General features: G+C 65.4%; 18 protein-coding genes. 7 read left to right on the top strand and 11 right to left on the bottom strand.

The annotated features are described in order from the left end of the window. The first annotated feature begins 139 nt into the window (after positions 1-139). Positions 140-979 (top strand): alpha/beta fold hydrolase, encoded by an 840-nt coding sequence (locus ACFC0O_RS15665; protein WP_375958240.1) that lies wholly within the window; start codon positions 140-142, stop codon positions 977-979. Positions 980-1,000: 21 nt separating this feature from the next. Here the strand turns inward: ACFC0O_RS15665 and ACFC0O_RS15660 are convergent, their stop codons facing one another. The 7 genes from ACFC0O_RS15660 to ACFC0O_RS15630 form a co-directional block, all read right to left on the bottom strand. Continuing rightward, positions 1,001-2,197: an EF-hand domain-containing protein gene (locus ACFC0O_RS15660; protein ID WP_375958238.1), complete on the bottom strand. Its 1,197-nt coding sequence runs from the start codon at positions 2,195-2,197 to the stop codon at positions 1,001-1,003. 494 nt (positions 2,198-2,691) lie between these two features. Further along, positions 2,692-4,182 (bottom strand): patatin-like phospholipase family protein, encoded by a 1,491-nt coding sequence (locus ACFC0O_RS15655; RefSeq protein WP_375958236.1) that lies wholly within the window; start codon positions 4,180-4,182, stop codon positions 2,692-2,694. Between the two features lie 28 nt (positions 4,183-4,210). Continuing rightward, complete coding sequence (locus tag ACFC0O_RS15650) at positions 4,211-5,227, bottom strand: 1-acyl-sn-glycerol-3-phosphate acyltransferase (protein WP_375958234.1); 1,017 nt, start codon at positions 5,225-5,227, stop codon at positions 4,211-4,213. A gap of 85 nt (positions 5,228-5,312) precedes the next feature. Next, on the bottom strand, positions 5,313-5,954 hold the full coding sequence (locus tag ACFC0O_RS15645) for a hypothetical protein (RefSeq protein ID WP_375958232.1): 642 nt from the start codon (positions 5,952-5,954) through the stop codon (positions 5,313-5,315). 142 nt (positions 5,955-6,096) lie between these two features. Continuing rightward, positions 6,097-6,648 carry a MepB family protein gene (locus ACFC0O_RS15640; protein WP_375958230.1) on the bottom strand — a complete coding sequence of 184 codons (552 nt, stop codon included), beginning with the start codon at positions 6,646-6,648 and terminating at the stop codon, positions 6,097-6,099. 524 nt (positions 6,649-7,172) lie between these two features. After that, a complete protein-coding gene (locus ACFC0O_RS15635) occupies positions 7,173-7,583 on the bottom strand; it encodes a hypothetical protein (protein ID WP_375958228.1) in 411 nt (136 codons plus the stop codon). Between the two features lie 2 nt (positions 7,584-7,585). After that, positions 7,586-7,765, bottom strand: coding sequence for a hypothetical protein (locus ACFC0O_RS15630; protein WP_375958226.1), 180 nt, complete (start codon positions 7,763-7,765; stop codon positions 7,586-7,588). Between the two features lie 231 nt (positions 7,766-7,996). On the opposite strand from ACFC0O_RS15630, the gene ACFC0O_RS15625 reads away from it, so the two are divergent. Beyond that, positions 7,997-8,551, top strand: a complete 555-nt coding sequence (locus ACFC0O_RS15625; RefSeq protein WP_375958224.1) for an AAA family ATPase — start codon at positions 7,997-7,999, stop codon at positions 8,549-8,551. 8 nt (positions 8,552-8,559) lie between these two features. Here the strand turns inward: ACFC0O_RS15625 and ACFC0O_RS15620 are convergent, their stop codons facing one another. Further along, positions 8,560-8,934 (bottom strand): inorganic diphosphatase, encoded by a 375-nt coding sequence (locus ACFC0O_RS15620; protein WP_375958222.1) that lies wholly within the window; start codon positions 8,932-8,934, stop codon positions 8,560-8,562. A gap of 339 nt (positions 8,935-9,273) precedes the next feature. Here ACFC0O_RS15620 and ACFC0O_RS15615 point away from each other — a divergent pair, with 339 nt between their 5' ends. Continuing rightward, positions 9,274-9,417, top strand: coding sequence for a hypothetical protein (locus tag ACFC0O_RS15615; RefSeq protein ID WP_375958220.1), 144 nt, complete (start codon positions 9,274-9,276; stop codon positions 9,415-9,417). Positions 9,418-10,091: 674 nt separating this feature from the next. On the opposite strand, the gene ACFC0O_RS15610 is transcribed toward ACFC0O_RS15615, so the two are convergent. Genes ACFC0O_RS15610 through ACFC0O_RS15600 form a run of 3 tightly spaced genes read right to left on the bottom strand, consistent with a single transcriptional unit; the run spans position 10,092 to position 11,807 of the window. After that, positions 10,092-10,940, bottom strand: a complete 849-nt coding sequence (locus ACFC0O_RS15610) for a helix-turn-helix domain-containing protein (RefSeq protein WP_375958218.1) — start codon at positions 10,938-10,940, stop codon at positions 10,092-10,094. Further along, complete coding sequence (locus tag ACFC0O_RS15605) at positions 10,937-11,455, bottom strand: DUF6879 family protein (RefSeq protein ID WP_375958216.1); 519 nt, start codon at positions 11,453-11,455, stop codon at positions 10,937-10,939. Before ACFC0O_RS15605 ends, ACFC0O_RS15610 begins: the two co-directional genes overlap by 4 nt. Then, positions 11,436-11,807, bottom strand: coding sequence for a hypothetical protein (locus tag ACFC0O_RS15600; RefSeq protein WP_375958214.1), 372 nt, complete (start codon positions 11,805-11,807; stop codon positions 11,436-11,438). The genes ACFC0O_RS15605 and ACFC0O_RS15600 overlap by 20 nt, the downstream gene beginning before the upstream one ends. Before the next feature lie 787 nt (positions 11,808-12,594). Here ACFC0O_RS15600 and ACFC0O_RS15595 point away from each other — a divergent pair. The 4 genes from ACFC0O_RS15595 (at position 12,595) to ACFC0O_RS15580 (ending at position 17,385) form a co-directional block, all read left to right on the top strand. Next, positions 12,595-13,176: a TetR/AcrR family transcriptional regulator gene (locus ACFC0O_RS15595; protein WP_375958213.1), complete on the top strand. Its 582-nt coding sequence runs from the start codon at positions 12,595-12,597 to the stop codon at positions 13,174-13,176. Continuing rightward, complete coding sequence (locus ACFC0O_RS15590) at positions 13,173-14,369, top strand: NADH:flavin oxidoreductase (protein WP_375958211.1); 1,197 nt, start codon at positions 13,173-13,175, stop codon at positions 14,367-14,369. The genes ACFC0O_RS15595 and ACFC0O_RS15590 overlap by 4 nt, the downstream gene beginning before the upstream one ends. A 44-nt stretch (positions 14,370-14,413) precedes the next feature. Continuing rightward, the gene (locus ACFC0O_RS15585) at positions 14,414-15,154 is read left to right on the top strand and encodes an SDR family oxidoreductase (RefSeq protein ID WP_364644918.1); all 741 of its coding nucleotides are present in this window, start codon (positions 14,414-14,416) and stop codon (positions 15,152-15,154) included. Positions 15,155-15,282: 128 nt separating this feature from the next. Then, positions 15,283-17,385, top strand: coding sequence for a serine/threonine-protein kinase (locus tag ACFC0O_RS15580; protein ID WP_375958209.1), 2,103 nt, complete (start codon positions 15,283-15,285; stop codon positions 17,383-17,385). Positions 17,386-17,790: the final 405 nt, after the last annotated feature.

Raw genomic sequence — 17,790 nt, 5'->3', positions numbered from 1 at the left:
GCACAGGAATTGGCAGCACCCGCTCGGCACGCTGGCGGAATTCTTCGCCCCACAGGTAGTGCGCTGACTCTCGTGCCGCCGTCCAGTTGCGGGAGGGCAACACCGTTCACCTGAGTTCGCCGAACGATGGGAGGTCCGCATGTGGAACGAACGCATGGTCCGCGGCGACATCGATTCGTTCGTGGCCTGGGCGGGCGAGGCCGGTGGGCGGACCTTGCTGGTGGTGCACGGTGGTCCGGATTGGGACCACAGCTATCTGCGGGAACCGTTGGGCAGCATGGCCGGTGCGCGCCGACTGCTGTTACCGGACCTGCGCGGGTGTGGTCGTTCGACCCGGGGGTTGGGTGCGGCCGCGCTCACTCCGGACGCGGTGGTCGGGGATCTGCTCGCGGTGCTCGACGCGTTCGATGTCGACCGGGCCGATGTGCTGGGGTTCTCCTTCGGCGGGTTGCTGGCTCAGCGTCTGGCGGTCGCCGCGCCGACGCGGGTGCGCTCGCTGATCGTCGCTTCGAGCAGTGTGCTCCCGGTTCCGGAGAACGCGTTCGAGGGTTGGCCGCTGCGAGAACAACTCCGGGCCGCTGAACACGCTGTGTGGGCCGATGATTCACTGTCCGGCGCAGCGCGGACCCGCGCCGCCGCGGTGGCGGGAGCACGAGCCAATCTGTGGCGGGCGACGGCGATCGCGGAGTATGTCGATCGCGTCGAGCGGATCCGGTTCTCGGCGGACTGGGACTGTGCGCGAGCCTCAGCACTGTGGCGGTCACCGCGGCTGACCGATCCCGTCGCGCGATTGACGGCGACGGGTATCGCGATCCTGCTGGTGCACGGCCGCTACGACATGATCTTCCCGTCGTGGCTGGCCACCGAGGCCGCGGCCCGTATCCCGACCGCGCGAGCCGAGATACTCGATCGCGCAGGCCATATGGCCCATATCGACCGACCTCGGCAATGGCTCGGGGCCATCTCCGAATTCCTGTGATACCAGCAGGTTTGGTCGGTCTCAGCCCACGCGGCCGAAGAGCCAGGCGCCGGGTTTGTCGGGGGTGGGGTCGAGGCAGAAGTCGCGGATGGCGGTGATGAGTTCGTCGGTGGTGATGGTGTCGGAGTGGTCGGTGTCGAGGCGGTCGAACAGGGCGCAGGCTTCGGTGCGGGTGTGCTCGCACCCGGTGAGCAGGGCGATGAATTCCTCGCGGTCCAGCACGCCGTTGCGGTCGGTGTCGGCCAGGTCGATGACCGCTTGGGCCAGGGGAGTGATGTCGCGGTCGAAACCGTCGTCGTCCCAGTGGGTGTGGAGCCAGATGAGGAATTCGGTGGCGGTGATGCGCTGGTCGCGGTTGGTGTCCGCGCGTGCGGCCATCGAGTGCCACAGGGCGCGGTAGCCTTCGCGCACGGCCAGGGCACGGGGTGAGCCGGGGGCTTCTCCGAAGGCTTGCACCAGGCGCAGGCCGAACGCTTCGTAGTCGTCGATGGTGAGGTAGCCGTCGCCGGTGGTGTCCAGCAGCCCGAAACCCCTTCGGGTAAGCGGTGTTTCGGCAGTGCCAGGGGCGTTCATGCGTTCGGCGACCCAGGCGAGCATGTGCGGGGCCGCGCACAGCATGCCGGTGTGGTCAGCTCCGGCACAGGAAATCAACTCGATATCTGTTCCGGCCCTGCGTATTTCGGCGGCGAAGTGCTCAACCGCGGCCAGGGGCAGTACCTCGTCGGCGGTGCCCGCGGCCAGCAGCACCGGTTGATCGAAGCGCGCGCACGGGACTCGGCAGTCGCTGAGCATGGCCTCGATTCCGGGGCGCGCGCTCAATCCGGTGGTGCCGATGTCCTGGTTGGTCAATACCGCGACCGCGTAATGGATATCGCGCACCGGGGCGTGTTCGGCCAGCTCGAGCAGGCGCTGGCCCAGGCCGGTCATGAACTCTGCGGTGGCCAGCCCGCGGGTGGTGCGCAGCCCGGCGAGCAGATATGGCAGGAACAGGGTGACCGCGGCGGTGTCCTCGGCGGTTTGCAGGTCGATGATCAGCGGCAGCTCCACGGGCGGGGCGAGCGCGACCGTGCCGCGAAAGTCGAGTTCGGGAGCGTATTTGCTGGCCATCAGCCCGGTGAACAGGGCCGCGTGCCCGCCCTGGGAGAACCCGACCGCGACCCAGCGCGGGCTCACCCCGATGGCCGAGCCCGTGTGCGGCGCGCACGATATCGACCACATCGTCGGCGGCGGCCTCACCGTTGAAGTACGGGTGCGGCCCGGGGGAGGCCAGGCCTTCGTAGTCGGTGACGGTGACCAGGTATCCGGCCTGCAACCACAGGCCCACGTGCCGGGCTTCGGGCCGCGAGAGTCCCGCGATCGAGGGTGCGGTGCGATCCGACAGGCCCGTCGTGCCATGCGCGTAACTGACCACCGGCCAGCCCTCGAGTGGGGGATCGCCTTCGGGCACGAATACCGAGCCCGAGACGATGCGGCCCGACCCGTCATAGCCCACGCCCTGATACCAGATGCGATAGGCCGCGCCGGTGTGCTGCGGCCGGAACGAGACCGGCAGATCCTCGCTGCGCACCAGGGTTCCGGCACGAAAGGCGGTGTCGGGCACCAGAGTTCGGGCTGTGATCATCGTCCGCTCCGTTTCATGACCGATAGAGTCGATGCCTGGAACTGCGGTAACGCGATCGTGTAGAAGCAGTGTAGAGCCGGGGGCACAGGCGTCAGTGCGCGGCACCGAACAGCAGGTTTCCCGGGGCTCCGGGTTCGTCGCTGGTGAAGTAGTCGCAGAATGCCTCGTCGAGTTCGTCCAGGCTCAGCACACCGTCGTTGTTGGTGTCCAGGCGCAGTGAGACCGCGTGGATATCGGCGGTGTCCACGCGCAGCGCGGTCAGCAGCGCCCGCAACTCGTCCACATTGAGCACCGCGTCGCGATCCTGATCCGCGGCGGCCAGGATCGCCGCGATCGCGGGCAGCACATTGCGCTCGTATCCGGCGGTATCGGTGGTGAGCCGGGCCAGCGCCGCGACATACCGGTCGCGATCGAGTTCGACGCAGTCCGTGACCCCGGCTTCGCGGCACAGTCCGGTCCAGAAGTCGGTGAATGCGCCATGCACGCGCGCCCCGGTGCCGCTCTCGGGCGCGACACCGAACGCGGCGCAGATGCGGTCCGCGGCGCGGGCGTATTCGCGGTCGGTGACGCGCTGGTCGCCGTCGAGATCGAACAGGTCGAAGAAGCGGGTGAGTTTGGCGCGCACCAGCGGGGACGCCGAGGGCGAGGCATCGCGCACCCGGCGGGAGCGGCGGGTGAGGGTGCGCGAGCGGATGGTCGCGGTCTTGCGTTCCTCGGTGGCCTCGAGATAGGCCACGGTGCTCTCATAGCCGGCTCGCACGCGCCGGTCGAATACTTCCAACTGCTGCGCGAGGGTGGTGTGCAGGCCCGTATCGGGCGGCTCGAGCAGATCCTCGCCGGTGGGCAGCAGATGCACCGTGACCCCGGCCGGGCGCATATTGATCACCTGCCCGAGACGATGACGGCGCGACACCTCGAACACGGTCTGCCCGAGCTGCCACGGCAGGCGCGGGGGTTTCAGGGCCAGCTCGCGCTGGCGCAGGCGCAGCACATAGATCTCGCTCGCGCCGAAGGACACCGCGCGCGTCAACGGCACCGTCTCCACCACGCCACCGTCGATATAGTGCTCGGCGCCGATCCGCAGCGGCCGCCACAGCCCCGGGATACAACTCGAGGCCAGCAATGCCGGCACCACGGGCCCGTAGTCGAAGTAGCGGGCGGTGGAGCGTTCGATCGAGGCCGCTACGCATTGGAACGGCACCGCGAGGTCTTCGATGCGGGTGTGCGCGCCGATATGGCGAATCAGTACCTCGCGCAACGCATCCTGGGTCGCCAGCGCTGGGCGCAACCGGACCAGATTCGCCAGCAGCGCCCGCACGGGCACACCCATGACCTTGTGGGTGAGCGCGTCCTGCCAGAACGAGGTCAGCGCCTGCACCACACTCGGGGTCGGGTCCGCGGCCAGGATCGCGCCCTGGATCGACCCGACCGAGGTGCCGATGATCAGATCCGGGGTGATGTGGTGTTCGAGCAGTGCGCGCAGCATCCCCACCTGATAGCCGCCCAGCATGCCGCCGCCGCCGAGCACGAACGCGGTGTGCGGCACGCCATCTCGCCGCGTGCTCGGGATCGCCTCTGCCATGGGTGGTTTCCCTTCGCCGGGAGCGGTGTCAGGTTCGGATCGAGGGCGCGGCAGGCTCGGTGAGCGCGGGTGCGGTGGGGTGCTCGCCGCGCCGGGCCGCGGCGATCCACGCGTCGACCTCGCACCAGCGCTGGCTCAGCCACAGCGCGAAGACATCGCGTTCACGCGGTATCTGATCGGCGCGAAAATGCCACCAGCCGACCTCGACCACGCCGCGGCCGCTGGGTGGATAGCCCAAACCTGTTGTCCCCGAATCCAAGTCCTCGAGCCCGGTCTGGGCCAGCACCACCACGTCCGCGGTGGGAGCGCTGGTGACCAGCGCCCACGCACCGCCGGGATGAATCGGCATCACATGCGGGCACTGCTCGGCGCGGTGCGCGTGGGCGTCGCGGCCCGCGGCGCGCAACGCGGCGATGGCCTCGCGCCAGCGTTTGGCCGAATAGTTGGTGCCTTCAGGAAACAGCAGCAGCGCATCGGTCGGCAGCGCACCGACGGCCTGGTCCCGAAGTTGTTGCACCGCTTTGGTTTTGCCCTGTTCATCGAACCGGCAGAACACCACTCCCGAGGCCTCATACGCGCGGCGCAGGCCCGGGGTGAACGCGGCGCACCGTTTGGCGATGGTGTAGGTGTCGCGGCCCAGATCGCGGGCGATCAGATGAGCCATCAGGGCGCTGTTGAACGCCCCGGCATGGCGCGCGAGCACGATCACCGGCCGATCCGGTGCCACGCGCGGGGGCGGCGCACACTCGAGGCGGACTCCGGCGGCCGCGAAACCCCAGCCGTAGAAGCGCCGGTTCAACGCCGCCAGGCGATCGCATCCGCCCTGGCGTCCCGCGCGCTGCCCGGGGACCCCCACGCTGCCCCCGAGTTCGTACACGAGCACGAACGCCGCCGCGAGCATCACCAGCCGGGCTCTGTTGCGCACCGTGATCGGGACTCCCGGTATCGCTACCGCCAGTCGCGCCATCGCCAGCACGGGTGCGCCGATGACCAACGAGATTCCGCCGATAACTGCCGCCACCAGACGCAGTAAGACCGGAGTCATACCCAAGTGATATCAACGCTGGTAGGGCAAGCGCGGGACCCGAAGGCGGGATCGCGTGTCGCAGCCCAGACGTGTACTGGTCCGCCTACGGCGACACCAGCGCACCGCCACGACGCGCAAGCAGCAACTCGACCGTGTGAGCGGCAGCAGCGATGTTATGGACCGCGGCCTGCAACTCCGCGCCGATCGCACGGATCGCGGCATGGCTGCTCAAGAAGATGCTGTCGACGGGATGGCGAGCCAGCAGCACCTCATAGGCCCGATCCGCACGCCCCGCCAGCTCGGCCAACTCGACCCAATACGGCCGCACCGACGCCGAAACCTCCAGCGGCGGAAGCGATTGCGCGGTAATCCACGCACAGTCCACGACCAGATCGATCAGCACGCACACCTCCTCCGAGAGCACTACCAGCCCGTAATCGCGCGCGATCCGCCCCGCGGTGGCCAAGCGATCAACCGCATGGGCGAACAGGCTCCCGACCCGAAACAGATCCGTCCGATCCCCCGCGGACATCGCACCCCCGTGCAACGACCGAACCAGCCGCGTGACCGCTTCCCGGCCACCCGCATCGAGCGTGCCCAGCCGATCCTGCATCTGATCGAGATCCATCGCGCGCAGCCGATGACTGCTCCACACCATCGCCGCTGCCACCACGGTATTGGCCCCGGCCCGCAGGCACAGCTCGGTGTCGGAAGGACAAACATCCTGCATAGCGGTTCCTGTCATCGAGGCATCTGTGCGGCAACCGAATGCCCTGGCGAGACACGCGATCGCGATCAGTCCACGACACCAACCTCAGGGCAAACCACCTCTGAAACTGAGAACGTGGGACAGTACCCGGCGCCGAGACAAGTTCCCGCCAGCGCGGCTATGGCGAATTACGTTGCGGCACAAGCGGCCACACGAGGTCGTACAACCTGCGCGCCCGCGCCAGATCACTCCGCTGCGCATCATGAAGGTCGAGAAAGTACTCGCACTGCCATGCCTGCGACCGACTCGCTTGCCCCTTCGCGGTCACCGACCACGGCGGGTACACCCGAAATCCTCGCTTACCCCCTCTGCCCGCAGTGGACACGATCCCGTGCTCGGCCAACGCGGAGGTGGGAAACACGAACTCCCCGAACCGCTTCCCCTCACGGACCGTCACCACCACGACATCGGTGCCATCCTCGGCAGCGAACGGCTCGGTCGACCCGTCGGCGGCGCGCCGCCATACTGCCACGAACAACCCTACCTTGGTAGGGGTCAGCTTGCCCACTCGGAATCTCGCAGTCCCACAACCAATTTCGGCCACACACGCCCCGTACTCGGAGTTCGTTGCCTCAGGAACCGCACCCGAGAACTCCACACCCAACCGCTCGAAAAGCCTGCTCGCCTCAGCAATATCAGCATGCACACCCACAGACCCCACAAGCACCATCTCCCGCCGATATCCACCTCATAGAACCACGAGCAACTCGGTCAGCGTCGCACGATTCGGTTCCGACCCGCGATTTCAGAAATGGCACTGCGGCAGCGATGTCGGTGTCGTCGAGTTGGCAAACCCCGGGGACAACGACGAGTTTGTCGTCATCGTCTCCACCCAGGAGTGGGGTGCAGGCTCCCGACAGGCCGGTCGATGATGAGCTCCACTATCCGCCCGGATAAGCGCGTGCCAGTTACAGGGACTGTGAGCCCGAGGCGTCAACGGCGCGATACATCGCTCGAGGATATCGGCCTGCTATCGGGCGATCCCGCCGCCGAAACCAAACCACAACACTATGGCGGCCCAGCGAAACCGCCTGGCGATCGTGACGGCTGCGGCGCGCTCCGCTAACGAACGCATCGGGTGGGTGATGGATCCGCTTCCGCAACCTCCGCTGCCCGCGCAGGTTCACCAGGCCTGGCCGATGTCTCGGTGGATGATGCCGCAGGGTACGAGAAACCGAGATGTACTGGTGATGTTCAGGGTTCGTCGGTCAGCTCGACGAGCGGGATGCGGCATTGCAGCTGTTGCTCGAGATCCCGCCAGCGTGCGGTGTCGAGGGTGACGATCTCCATGTCCTGTTTGCGTGCCGCAGCCAGGACATGCGCGGCGGCCGGGCTGTCGGGGATGCGGGCAAGGATGTCGGCCAGCTCGAGGGCGTCAACAGCGTCAGTCAACGGTTCCACGGCGGTGTTGCTCATTGCCACGATGATGCCCAGCAGTTCCCCATGTTGTTCAGCGGGCAGCTCGGTGAACGCGTAGGACAGGGTGAGCACCGGCACGCATACCCGGATGTCGCGATCGTGCAGAGAAGCCAGCAAAGCGGCAGGACCATGGTCGCCGCGGCCGAGAGACACCAACATAGTGGTGTCGAAGATGTAGCCGAACACCTCTACGAGGCACGGCGCTGGTGAAGGCGCTTCGCCAGGGCATCGGCGTTCTTCTCGGCCCACGCGACAGCGGCTGCGTCGTCCTGGGCCGCGGCAAGCCGTGCCTGCCCGCGGGCCTTCGCTTGCGCGAGGAGTGCCTCGCGATCGCTTGGTGCCGCTGGTGTCGTGATCTTCTCGGCCATCACCCGACTATAGGGCAGACAGCCGACAGTAGTCCGACAACTTGGTCGTGCTGCCGCGCGGGGTACTGCTTCAGATGCTCACAGCGTGGCACGGTGCGGCATTGGATCCACCGAATACGAGAGACCCGAAACGATTGCGGACGGGGCATTGTTTGTCCTGCATGCCAGCACCTTTCGGCATCGAAGCCTGAACTGCCAGACTTCACTATGGCCAATTCCCGAGGGGCGCCGGTGATCGCGATCGTCAGTGGCCCACCGGGTTCGGGTAAGTCGACGCTCGCACACGCCCTCGCCGATGATATCGGCGTTCCGGCGATCATTCGCGACGAGATCAAGCAGGGAATGGTCTTGAACAGCACATCATCTCCGGAGACCGGGTTCGAGGATCTCAATGTTCCTGCGCTGCACGCGTTCTTCGACACCGTGACCGTGCTGGCCAGTGCCGGGGTCAGCCTCATCGCCGAAGCCGCGTTCCAGGACAGGCTGTGGCGCCCCAACCTCGAGCCCCTGGCCGAGTTCGCCGACATTCGCATCATTCATTGCACCGCACCGCAATCGGTGCTGTACGAACGCATAGCCGGCAGGGCGGCGATCAACCCCCATCGGCGCGCCCACAACGACGACGCTCTTATCGCAGCGATGGCCGCCGGCGCGCAGTCGGTCGATCCCTTTGTGCCGGTGAGGATGAATGTCGCGCAGCTGACGGTCGACACCACCGATGGCTATCGACCCGGCCTCGAACACATCGCACGCTTCATCACCCGACCGGGCACGACTTCAGCCTGAGCACCCGATCATTGCCGCACGATCCGATACCGGCCCGCGATCTCCTGAAAGGCCACCGCAGCCGCGATGTCGGTGTCGTCGAGTGGGCACCCCTCAGGGACAACGACGAGTTTGTCATCATCGTCTCCGGTGCGGTGCACGATGGCGATGCAGATCCCGCGGGCACTGCGCAGGGGTACTGAAACACCCAGATAGTAGGCGTCGAGTTCCTCACCGTCCGGTGCGAGAGTTCCGGGTACATAGCCGTAGTTGGCTTCGTACCGAAAGCCGTAGGTGGGATGCAGGCTCCCGCACGGCCGGTCGATGATGAGCTCGACGGTCTGCCCCAGGTACGCGCGTGCCATGCGCAGTGACTGTGAGTCCGGGCAGTCGGCGGCACTCATCGGTCCACGATATCGGCCCGCACTCACACGATCGCGGGCGAGTGACGTGCCGTGCTCTTACATGCTATTCATCGGCCGGGTCCGCAGTGGCAGTCGGTGTGCGGGGGAGCTTTCGGCCCAGTATCTCCTCAACTTTGCGCATGCGCGCCTCCCGCTGCTCCGGAGTCAGATGCCTGCGCACGGGACACAAGGTGTCCTGCGTGAGAGCGCTCATCACACCTCTTTCTGGAGCTGCGCGATGCCGCATACGGTTGTCGCAGCCGCGATGCCATCTATTATGGGCGCCACGGCATTTCGAAGAGTCCGAAGACAGACATCGGTAACCGGGAAGACAGATTCATGAGCGCACTGACACAGGAGTCGTGGCAGCCGATCATGCGCACGCTGACCCCGGAGCAGGCGCAGAGGCGGCGGCGTCAAGCCGAGAAGGCCCTCGGCCGACCGCTGCCGCGGATTCCCGACACCAAGTCCACCACCCGATAGCCGCGCATCGACGTACTCTGCGCTGCGTGAGTCCGATGCTGTCAGTGCAGGTGCCCGCCGACCTCGAGGCTCGTCTTGGACGCACGGGAGGATGCTCGCCGATGGGTTTGTGAGGGCCTGCTACGCGCGTCCGGGATGACCGTTGGAGGACGCTGAAGCAGAGCGCCGTCAAGCTGCGGACATTGCTGCGCGTCAAAGTCAACAAGCTGATGTACGTCGTGTGCAGGCGCAGCAGATAGTTACCGAGTTCATCGAGGGGATGAAGCGGCTAGGCATTGAGCCGAGAGCTCATCGCGGGTACTGCCTTGGATCTGGAAGCATCTCGCCAAAATGGGTGCGGTCCTGGGGGCCACCGGTCCAGGGCTGGCTTGTTACAGATCCTCGTGGGGTCCACCGAAGCAGCTGAATAGGCATCTCCATTGGGATACAGCAGGACACGACGCTGTTGTTACCACTGATGGCGAGGTAGTGGAACTTGGTGTCAGTGGCAAGTGGTCGCGTTTCAAAGCTCCTGTGCCTGTTGACATCACGATGAAGCAGTGGAGTGACGGTCCGCCGGGACGCATCCTCCTACAGCACTGCGGAGATTCTTCGGGCCGGGTTGGTTCGGGCCATGGGGGAAGGTGATCATTGATCACTGATCAGATGACCGGTGCTCGGCTGCACGTTGGAACCTATGTGCGTGGATCATGATCAGACCGCAAGCCGTCCATCGCTGCGGCGATCATGGCGCGTGCTTCCTGTCCGTGGATGGCTTGATCCTTGAGCCGGTGAAATGCTTTGGTGTACAACGCGATCTCGGCGGGCTGGGTGATCGTCAGCTCTGCGGACACGGTCTCGACGCGGACCTCTCGCTCGTCGTAGATGACGAAGTTGTTTGTCGGCGCGAGGTATTCGTGCTCGGACGGGATGATGGCCAGCACGACGCGGGGCAGCGACATCGCCGTGAGCAAGCGGTCCATCTGTTCGAGCATCGTGTCTGCGGTGCCTACGCGGGTGTGGAGAACCTGCTCCGCGAGGATGAAGAAGAACCGGTGATTGCCTCGGTACAACACCTGCTGCCGTTCGAGGCGCGAGGCAAGACTGGCTTCGAGATCGTCACTTGACCCGTCGTAGAAGTCGAGTACCCGGTGAAGGATCGCTTCGGCGTAGGGCGGTGTCTGCAAGAGACCAGGCACTAGAACCGGCTCGTAGCAGCGCATGAGGTTGGTCTTTTCCGCGACAGCTACGGATTGTTTCTGCCTGTGCGGCAAGCGCATCCGACGCCACTCGAGGTATGCGGCTTCGACATTGCGCAGACTGGCAATGAGGTCGGGTACTTGATCGGCACTGCGGGTGTGGATGCACCAGACGCGGATGTCGTCATCGGTCGGCACCTGCCTGCCGTACTCGATCTTCGAGACCTTGGAGCCAGGCCAACCGGCAAGCTCAGCGAGTTGCCTACCGGTCAGCCCAGCATCTTTACGGAGGTTGCGCAGACGCTCACCGAACGCCTCGCGAGCCTGTTTCGCGGTTGTAGTCACGCCCGGATGTACTCAGCGTGGGGGACGGCTTTGTCCCACACCCGATTCCACACGCCACTGATGTAGTCGACTATTGCAGGGTCCGAGGTGACAGCACCGCCACCCGCAGCGCCCGCGGGCGTGAAGGTAGTGAAGGAGACGAGGTTGTCATCGAACAGCCAGAAGTCGTCCGCAGACAGCTCGGACGGGTCGATCAGGTGCCTAGGCAGGTACCGGATGTCCTCGCCGGCCTCGATGTTGCGGTGGGCGACAACGAGACCCCAACGGGTGTAGTCGACGTTCGGCTCCGTGACCACACGAGCCCGGCGCATCTTCGTGCCGGATGCGGTCACCTCGCGGACGAGGTTCGTCCAGTCGTTGAACCATTCGAAGTCGTCGGGCTCTCCGGCGAGGAACCTGCGGAACGGCTCAGACTCTTCGGGTGTGGAGTAGGTGTCGACTACTTCGAGGTGATATGCGCTGTGCTTGCACGAACGGAAGAGGTCGTAGAACGCCTCATGCCGCAGGAGTTGCATACTTCCTGATCTCCTTCCCCTGCGGTACCTCGATGCAGGTCTCGTGGTCCGGGATGTTCATCTCTGCCAGCGCTTCCGGGTCGGTCACCGGCTCACCGCCAAGAATGAAGGTTCCGTGCCCCGTGTCCTGAAGCAGTACGCCCAGGCACGTCCCCGTCCTCAGGAATGCGAGAAGCGGGTGTGAAATCTCCACCTGGTCGTCGCGCCCTGGCACCTTCCAACCCTGGACCACATAGGTCTCTCGGTCGGTGGCGTACAGCGTGGGGGAGTCGCCGCCCTGAGTGTGTTTGCCCAGGAACGTTATGCGCAGAGAGTGGTTGTCTGACGGGAGGTTTCGCATGTTTTCTTCCATGTTATCGATCGTCAGACACCGGGAGAAACCAGTCAACGGAAATCGTCCCGACGAGAAAACAGTAGCAAACCTGTTCAGATTTTCGCACTGAGGTTCTTAGGTTCGACTGCAACGGGTCGGGTGAGGTGAGCTGGACTCCTTCACCCGACTCGGAACCAATCGTTCACCGAAAGGTTCTGGCGTGCAAGACAATCAGTGCCACGTGCGCATCGTGTTCGGGTCTCTCGTCTTCGACTACTGCGCGGCGCGGCAAGCAGCGATTCTGTACGCGCACGACGTAGGCGAGTGGCTCGGGGTTCCCGTGCTCGTAGACGATGAAGTCCGCGACGATATGCCGCATCTGCCTTGTGAGTCGTTATGGTCGTGATCGTCCTCGGTCTCGCCGTAGTCGCGGCATTCGTACTCGGCTTCATGGAGGGTTCGTGTTCCCGGGGCGTACCGACTCCAGAAGGGCATGCGAGTGCGCTTCGTCGGCGGCGAACCGGTGTATTACGACGAGCACGGTTCCTTCTCGGTCAGAGAAGACATCGGGGCGATCTACGGCGGCTCGGGCAGGTACTACGGCGGGTGCGGCCTCTAGCGCTCGCGCTGTCGCACGACGGGCCGCGCGCCCGGGTCGACCACGGGCACCTGGTAAACCCACCATCTGCGTCGGCCACGCCATTGTCGTTGTTTTTCGCGCGAGTACTACCGGGACCCCGACACGCCTGGGGGGGAGCGCGCACCGGTGAATCAACGTTTCAATCACTGATTGAATTATCGATTGAAACGTGTTTCACTGCTGTGCATGGGTGATGGAGCCAGGGCCGGAACGCGGCAGCTACTGCTGACCACCGCCGAATCGTTGCTGCTGAGCGAGCCGTACGACGAGGTATCGGTGCGGGGAATCTGCGCCGCGGCGGGGGCGAACGCGGCCGCGGTGCACTACCACTTCGGGTCGAAGGAGGCCCTGGTCGCCGCTTTGATCGAGGATCGCCTGGGCCCGCTGTGGGCCGAGGGCCTGGCGCAGGCGACCCCGGGACGTAACTCACTGCCCGCGGTGATCGAGGCGATCCTGACACCGTTCGTCGACCTCGCACGAGATCCGTTGGGCCGCTTGCATCTTCGACTGCTGGCGCGCTTCGTGATCGGCCGCCACCTCACCACCTGGCGCGGCCCGTGGTTCCGGATGGACACCTGGGCCGCACTGCTGCCCGAACTCAGCGAAAAAGAAGCCCGCCGCCGATGGATGCTCGCCTTCGATCTGATCATCATGCGGTTCGGCAGCCCGGAAATCGAAGAACACGGTATGGCCGAACCCGAACTCGGGACACTGCGGGACTTCGTGGTGGCCGGTCTGCTCGCGCCGACAGGAAGAGAACGGCAATGAACGACATATTCACACCCGCCCAGCTGGGTCCGATCACGTTGCGCAACAGGGTGATCAAGGCCGCGACCTTCGAAGGCCGCACACCCGACGCCCTGGTGACCGATGAGCTGATCGAGTTCCATCGCGAGGTGGCCGCCGGAGGCGTCGGCATGACCACCGTCGCGTACTGCGCGGTCGCGCCCGGCGGCCGCACCGACCGGCATCAGATCTGGATGCGCCCCGAAGCCGTTGCCGGGCTACGCAAACTCACCGATGCGGTGCACGCCGAAGGCGCCGCGGCGTGCGCGCAGATCGGGCACGCCGGACCGGTCGCCAATGCCGCCTCCAACGGGGTCCCCGCACTCGCACCCAGCCGCATGTTCAACCCGCTGGGCATGAAGTTCACCAAGACTCCCACGATCGCCGATATCGCCGACACCATCGCCGCGCACGCCGATGCCGCGCGCCTGGCCGAGCAGTCCGGATTCGACGCGGTGGAAATTCATTTCGGCCACAACTATCTGGCCAGCTCATTCCTGAGCCCGGCGCTGAACCGGCGCAAGGACGCCTACGGCGGACCACTGCTCAATCGAGCGCGCATGGCACGCGAAATCGCCTGCGCGGTCAAGGACGCGGTGGGCGGCAGGCTCGCGGTCACCGCCAAACTCAATATGGAGGACGGCCAGCACGGCGGTCTCACCATTCCCCAATCACTGCAGGTCGCCGCATGGCTCGAGGCCGACGGCGCGCTCGACGCCCTGGAACTGACCGCGGGCAGTTCCCTGCTGAACCCGATGCTGCTGTTCCACGGCACACCCCCGCGCCGTTCCTTCGCCAAGGCGCTGCCCGGACCGGCCCGCCTGGGCTTTCGACTGATCGGAGGGTCCTTCCTCAAGGACTACCCCTATCAGGAGGCGTACCTGCTCGAGCGCGCCCGTCACTTCCGGCGCGCACTCTCGATGCCACTGATCCTGTTGGGCGGCATCACCACACTCGACACCATGCGCCAAGCCCGCGAGGAGGGATTCGAATTCGTGGCCATGGGCCGCGCCCTGCTGCGTGAACCCGATCTGCTGCATCGCATCCAAGCCGACTCCGCCACCCGCTCGGCGTGTGTGCACTGCAACGAATGCATGCCCACCATCTACTCGGGAACCCGCTGCATGTACCGGCCCACCCTCTCGCGCGAGCCCATCCAACTCACACTCGGCTGACACGCCGCTCGGCAGAACATCGCCGGCACCACAGGAGACACGCAGTGACTGAACGACTCACCGGACGTGTCGCGCTGATCAGCGGCGCGGCATCGGGAATGGGCGCATCGCACGCCCGCGCCTTCATCGCCGAGGGCGCCTGCGTCATGATCGGCGATATCGCCGACACCGCAGGACAGGAACTGGCCGCCGAACTCGGCGACCGCGCCGCCTACATCCATCTCGACGTCACCAGCTCTCGCGACTGGGACGCCGCGGTCGCCGAAACCATCAGGCGCTTCGGCAAACTCGATGTGCTGGTCAACAACGCGGGCATCCTCGATGGCGGACCCCTCGGCGAATACACCGAAAAGCAATGGCAGAACGTGCTTTCCATCAACTTGACCGGACCGTTCCTCGGCTTGACCGCCGCGCGTGACGCCCTGGTGGCGGCCGCTCCCGCCGCCGTGGTGAACATTTCCTCGGCCGCCGGAATCCAGGGCGTTCCGGGCGTGCACGCCTACACCGCCTCCAAATTCGGGGTCCGCGGACTCACCAAATCCGCCGCGCTGGAACTGGCACCGCATGGGGTGCGGGTCAACTCGGTGCACCCCGGAGGCATCCTGACCCCGATGCTCGGCGCGAGCAGCGACGCCACCCTCGATCGGGGCGCGAACCCGCTGGCCCGACTCGGGCTGCCCGAGGAGGTCACTCCGCTCGTGGTCTTCCTCGCCAGCACCGAATCGAGCTACTGCAACGGCGCGGAGTACGTCGTCGACGGCGGAATGACCGCGGGCCGCGCCTGACACGGTGTCCCGCGACCCGACAGCGATCCCAGTCCCGACACCGCATCCCCGCGATTTGCCCAACCGAACAGCACTGACGACGCCGTGACGCTACGGTGAGCGCGAGGTTCATGGGGGGAGGGAGTGACATGGACGGCGGCACGTTCGGTCCGTACCAATTGCGCCGGTTACTCGGCGAAGGCGGTATGGGGCAGGTCTTCGAGGCCTGGGATACAGGCACCGAACGCGCGGTCGCGCTGAAAGTGCTGCCACGGCTACTCAGCGGGGACACCACCTATCGGGCGCGGTTCCGGCGCGAGGCCAATATCGTTGCCGGACTGTCCGACCCGCATGTCGTACCGATTCACACCTTCGGTGAGATCGACGGTCAGCTGTTCCTCGATATGCGACTGGTCGTGGGCCGCACCCTGCAGGAGTTGCTCCTCACCGACGGCGCGCTGGCACCGCGGCGGAGTGTGACCATCGTCGAACAGGTCGCCTCCGCGCTCGATGACGCCCACGCGCACGGGATCATCCATCGCGATGTGAAGCCCTCGAACATCCTCATCGGCACAAGGGATTTCGTCTACCTCATCGACTTCGGCATCGCGCACAGCCTCGAAGCGACGCAGTTGACCACGACCGGCAAAGCCATCGGAACCTTCGCCTATATGGCGCCGGAGCGATTCAGCGGCGGACCGATCGGCGCGCACACCGACGTCTACGCCCTCGCGTGCGTGCTGTACGAATGCCTCACCGGCAGTGGGCCGTTCTCGCACGGCAGTATCGAACAGCAGATCGCCGCACACCTGACTCTGACACCGGTCCCAGCCAGCGAATTGACTGCCAGACTACCTCCGGACATGGATGAGGTGCTGAATCGCGGCTTGGCCAAGGCTCCGGAGGAGCGGTACGGCACCGCCGGGGAACTCGTCGCGGCCGCACACACCGCACTCGCCGAAATGGCAACCCCCAGTGCCGCGATCGAACCTCAGAGACCACACCGCGTCGACACCGAGGTACAGCCCGCACCCTCGGCGAACGCGACGCCGACACCGCGCTCGACCCACCGGGACGCGTCCGATCCGACAGACATCGATTCCACGCTCGGCGATGCGTTGGACCGCACCGTGATCGGTCTCGCCGCCACCGAAATCAACCCGGCAACGCCCGAGACGCCGGGCGACAACGAAGCAGGGGAGAGGCCCACCTCAGCGCGTGGCAGTCAGCTGACCGCCAGCCGACGACGTCTGTACACGCTCGCCGCGCTCGCGACCGCAGGTCTGCTGATAGCGGGCGTCACCGCCTGGCAGTTTCGGCCCTCCGACAGCCGCCACGACGCACCGACGATGGCCGCGCCCGCCTTCGACGTCAGCGCGATCAACACCGGCCGCGAGCCGTACGGCCTGGCCGTCGACCCGACCGCGAAGCGCCTGTACGCCACACACTTGAGCAACAACTCCGTGTCGGTGATCGACACCTCCACCGCAAGCGTGGTCACCACCATGGGACCGTTCGGATGTCAGGGGATTGCCCTCGATTCCAATGCCCATCTGCTGTACCTGTCCGACTTCAACGAGCGCACGATCCGAGTGATCGACCCGGTCCAGAAGACGGCTGTGGGGTCGATGTCCGCACCCGATGGCCCCAACTTCATCGCGCTGAACGCAGCTGCGAAATCTCTCTATGCGCCGATGATCAACAGTGCCAAGCTCGCCGTCTTCGATACCGGAACCCTCGATGCCGCGGCATCGATCACGCTCGATCAGCGCGCACAATTGGTCGCGGTGGACGAGACCTCCCAATTCGCCTGGGCTGTCACGAATTCGAGCACGAGCGGTGCCGCGCTGGTGTGGATCGACGCCGGTCGCAAGGTCGTCGGCACGAAACCGCTGGACCATAAACCCGTATCCATCGCATTGGCGCGGCCACAGTCGACGGCGGGGGACAACCTGTATCTGGTGAACGCGGACGACAATTCGGTGTCGGTGATCTCGACCGACATCTCGAAGTCGGCCAACCGAATCCCGGTCGGCGCCAAACCATCCGGTATCACCGTCGACGACGGAATTCACACCGCGTATGTCGCCAACCACGACGGCAGATCGGTGACAGCCATCGACACTTCCCGCGGATCGGTGACCGCGACCATTCCGCTCAATGACGTGATCGACCAGATCACCGTCGACCCGCTGACCCATACCGTGTACGGCGCGGGCTCCAATGGCGTCGTGGTGATCAAGCCCCGTTGATGTGTACAGCCCGCCAAGGGGAACGGCTTCACCACGATTACTTTACATAAGGTATATTATCGGCGCGCGAATGGAATGGCACCGTAGAACTTTCACCGCCGCATCATCGGCCGGCATGAATGCTCACACAAGCCAGCCCTTGCACTGACGCATGCGGCGCGCGCGATCGAAGCCGTTGCCACACAAGGTCATTGCGATGAGATGAGCGGCAACGAATTGCAGATCTGATATGGAAAGCTACCACTCAGCCATACCCCGCCATTACGTCACTGTGACGTATTATGTTGTGGCGCAGGGTCATTCGGTCATCGAGAACCAACAGACTACGCGATGAATCTGCAACGAATTGTCCCGACCGGTTGGGCGTGATGAGTCCCGCGCCCGCATTCGCAGCTTCCCAGCTGC

It is taken from the genome of Nocardia sp. NPDC056100, from assembly GCF_042266325.1.
Lineage (GTDB): Bacteria > Actinomycetota > Actinomycetes > Mycobacteriales > Mycobacteriaceae > Nocardia.
The sequence above is the reverse complement of the archived record's forward strand: the minus strand, read 5'-3'. Positions and strand labels throughout refer to the sequence as shown.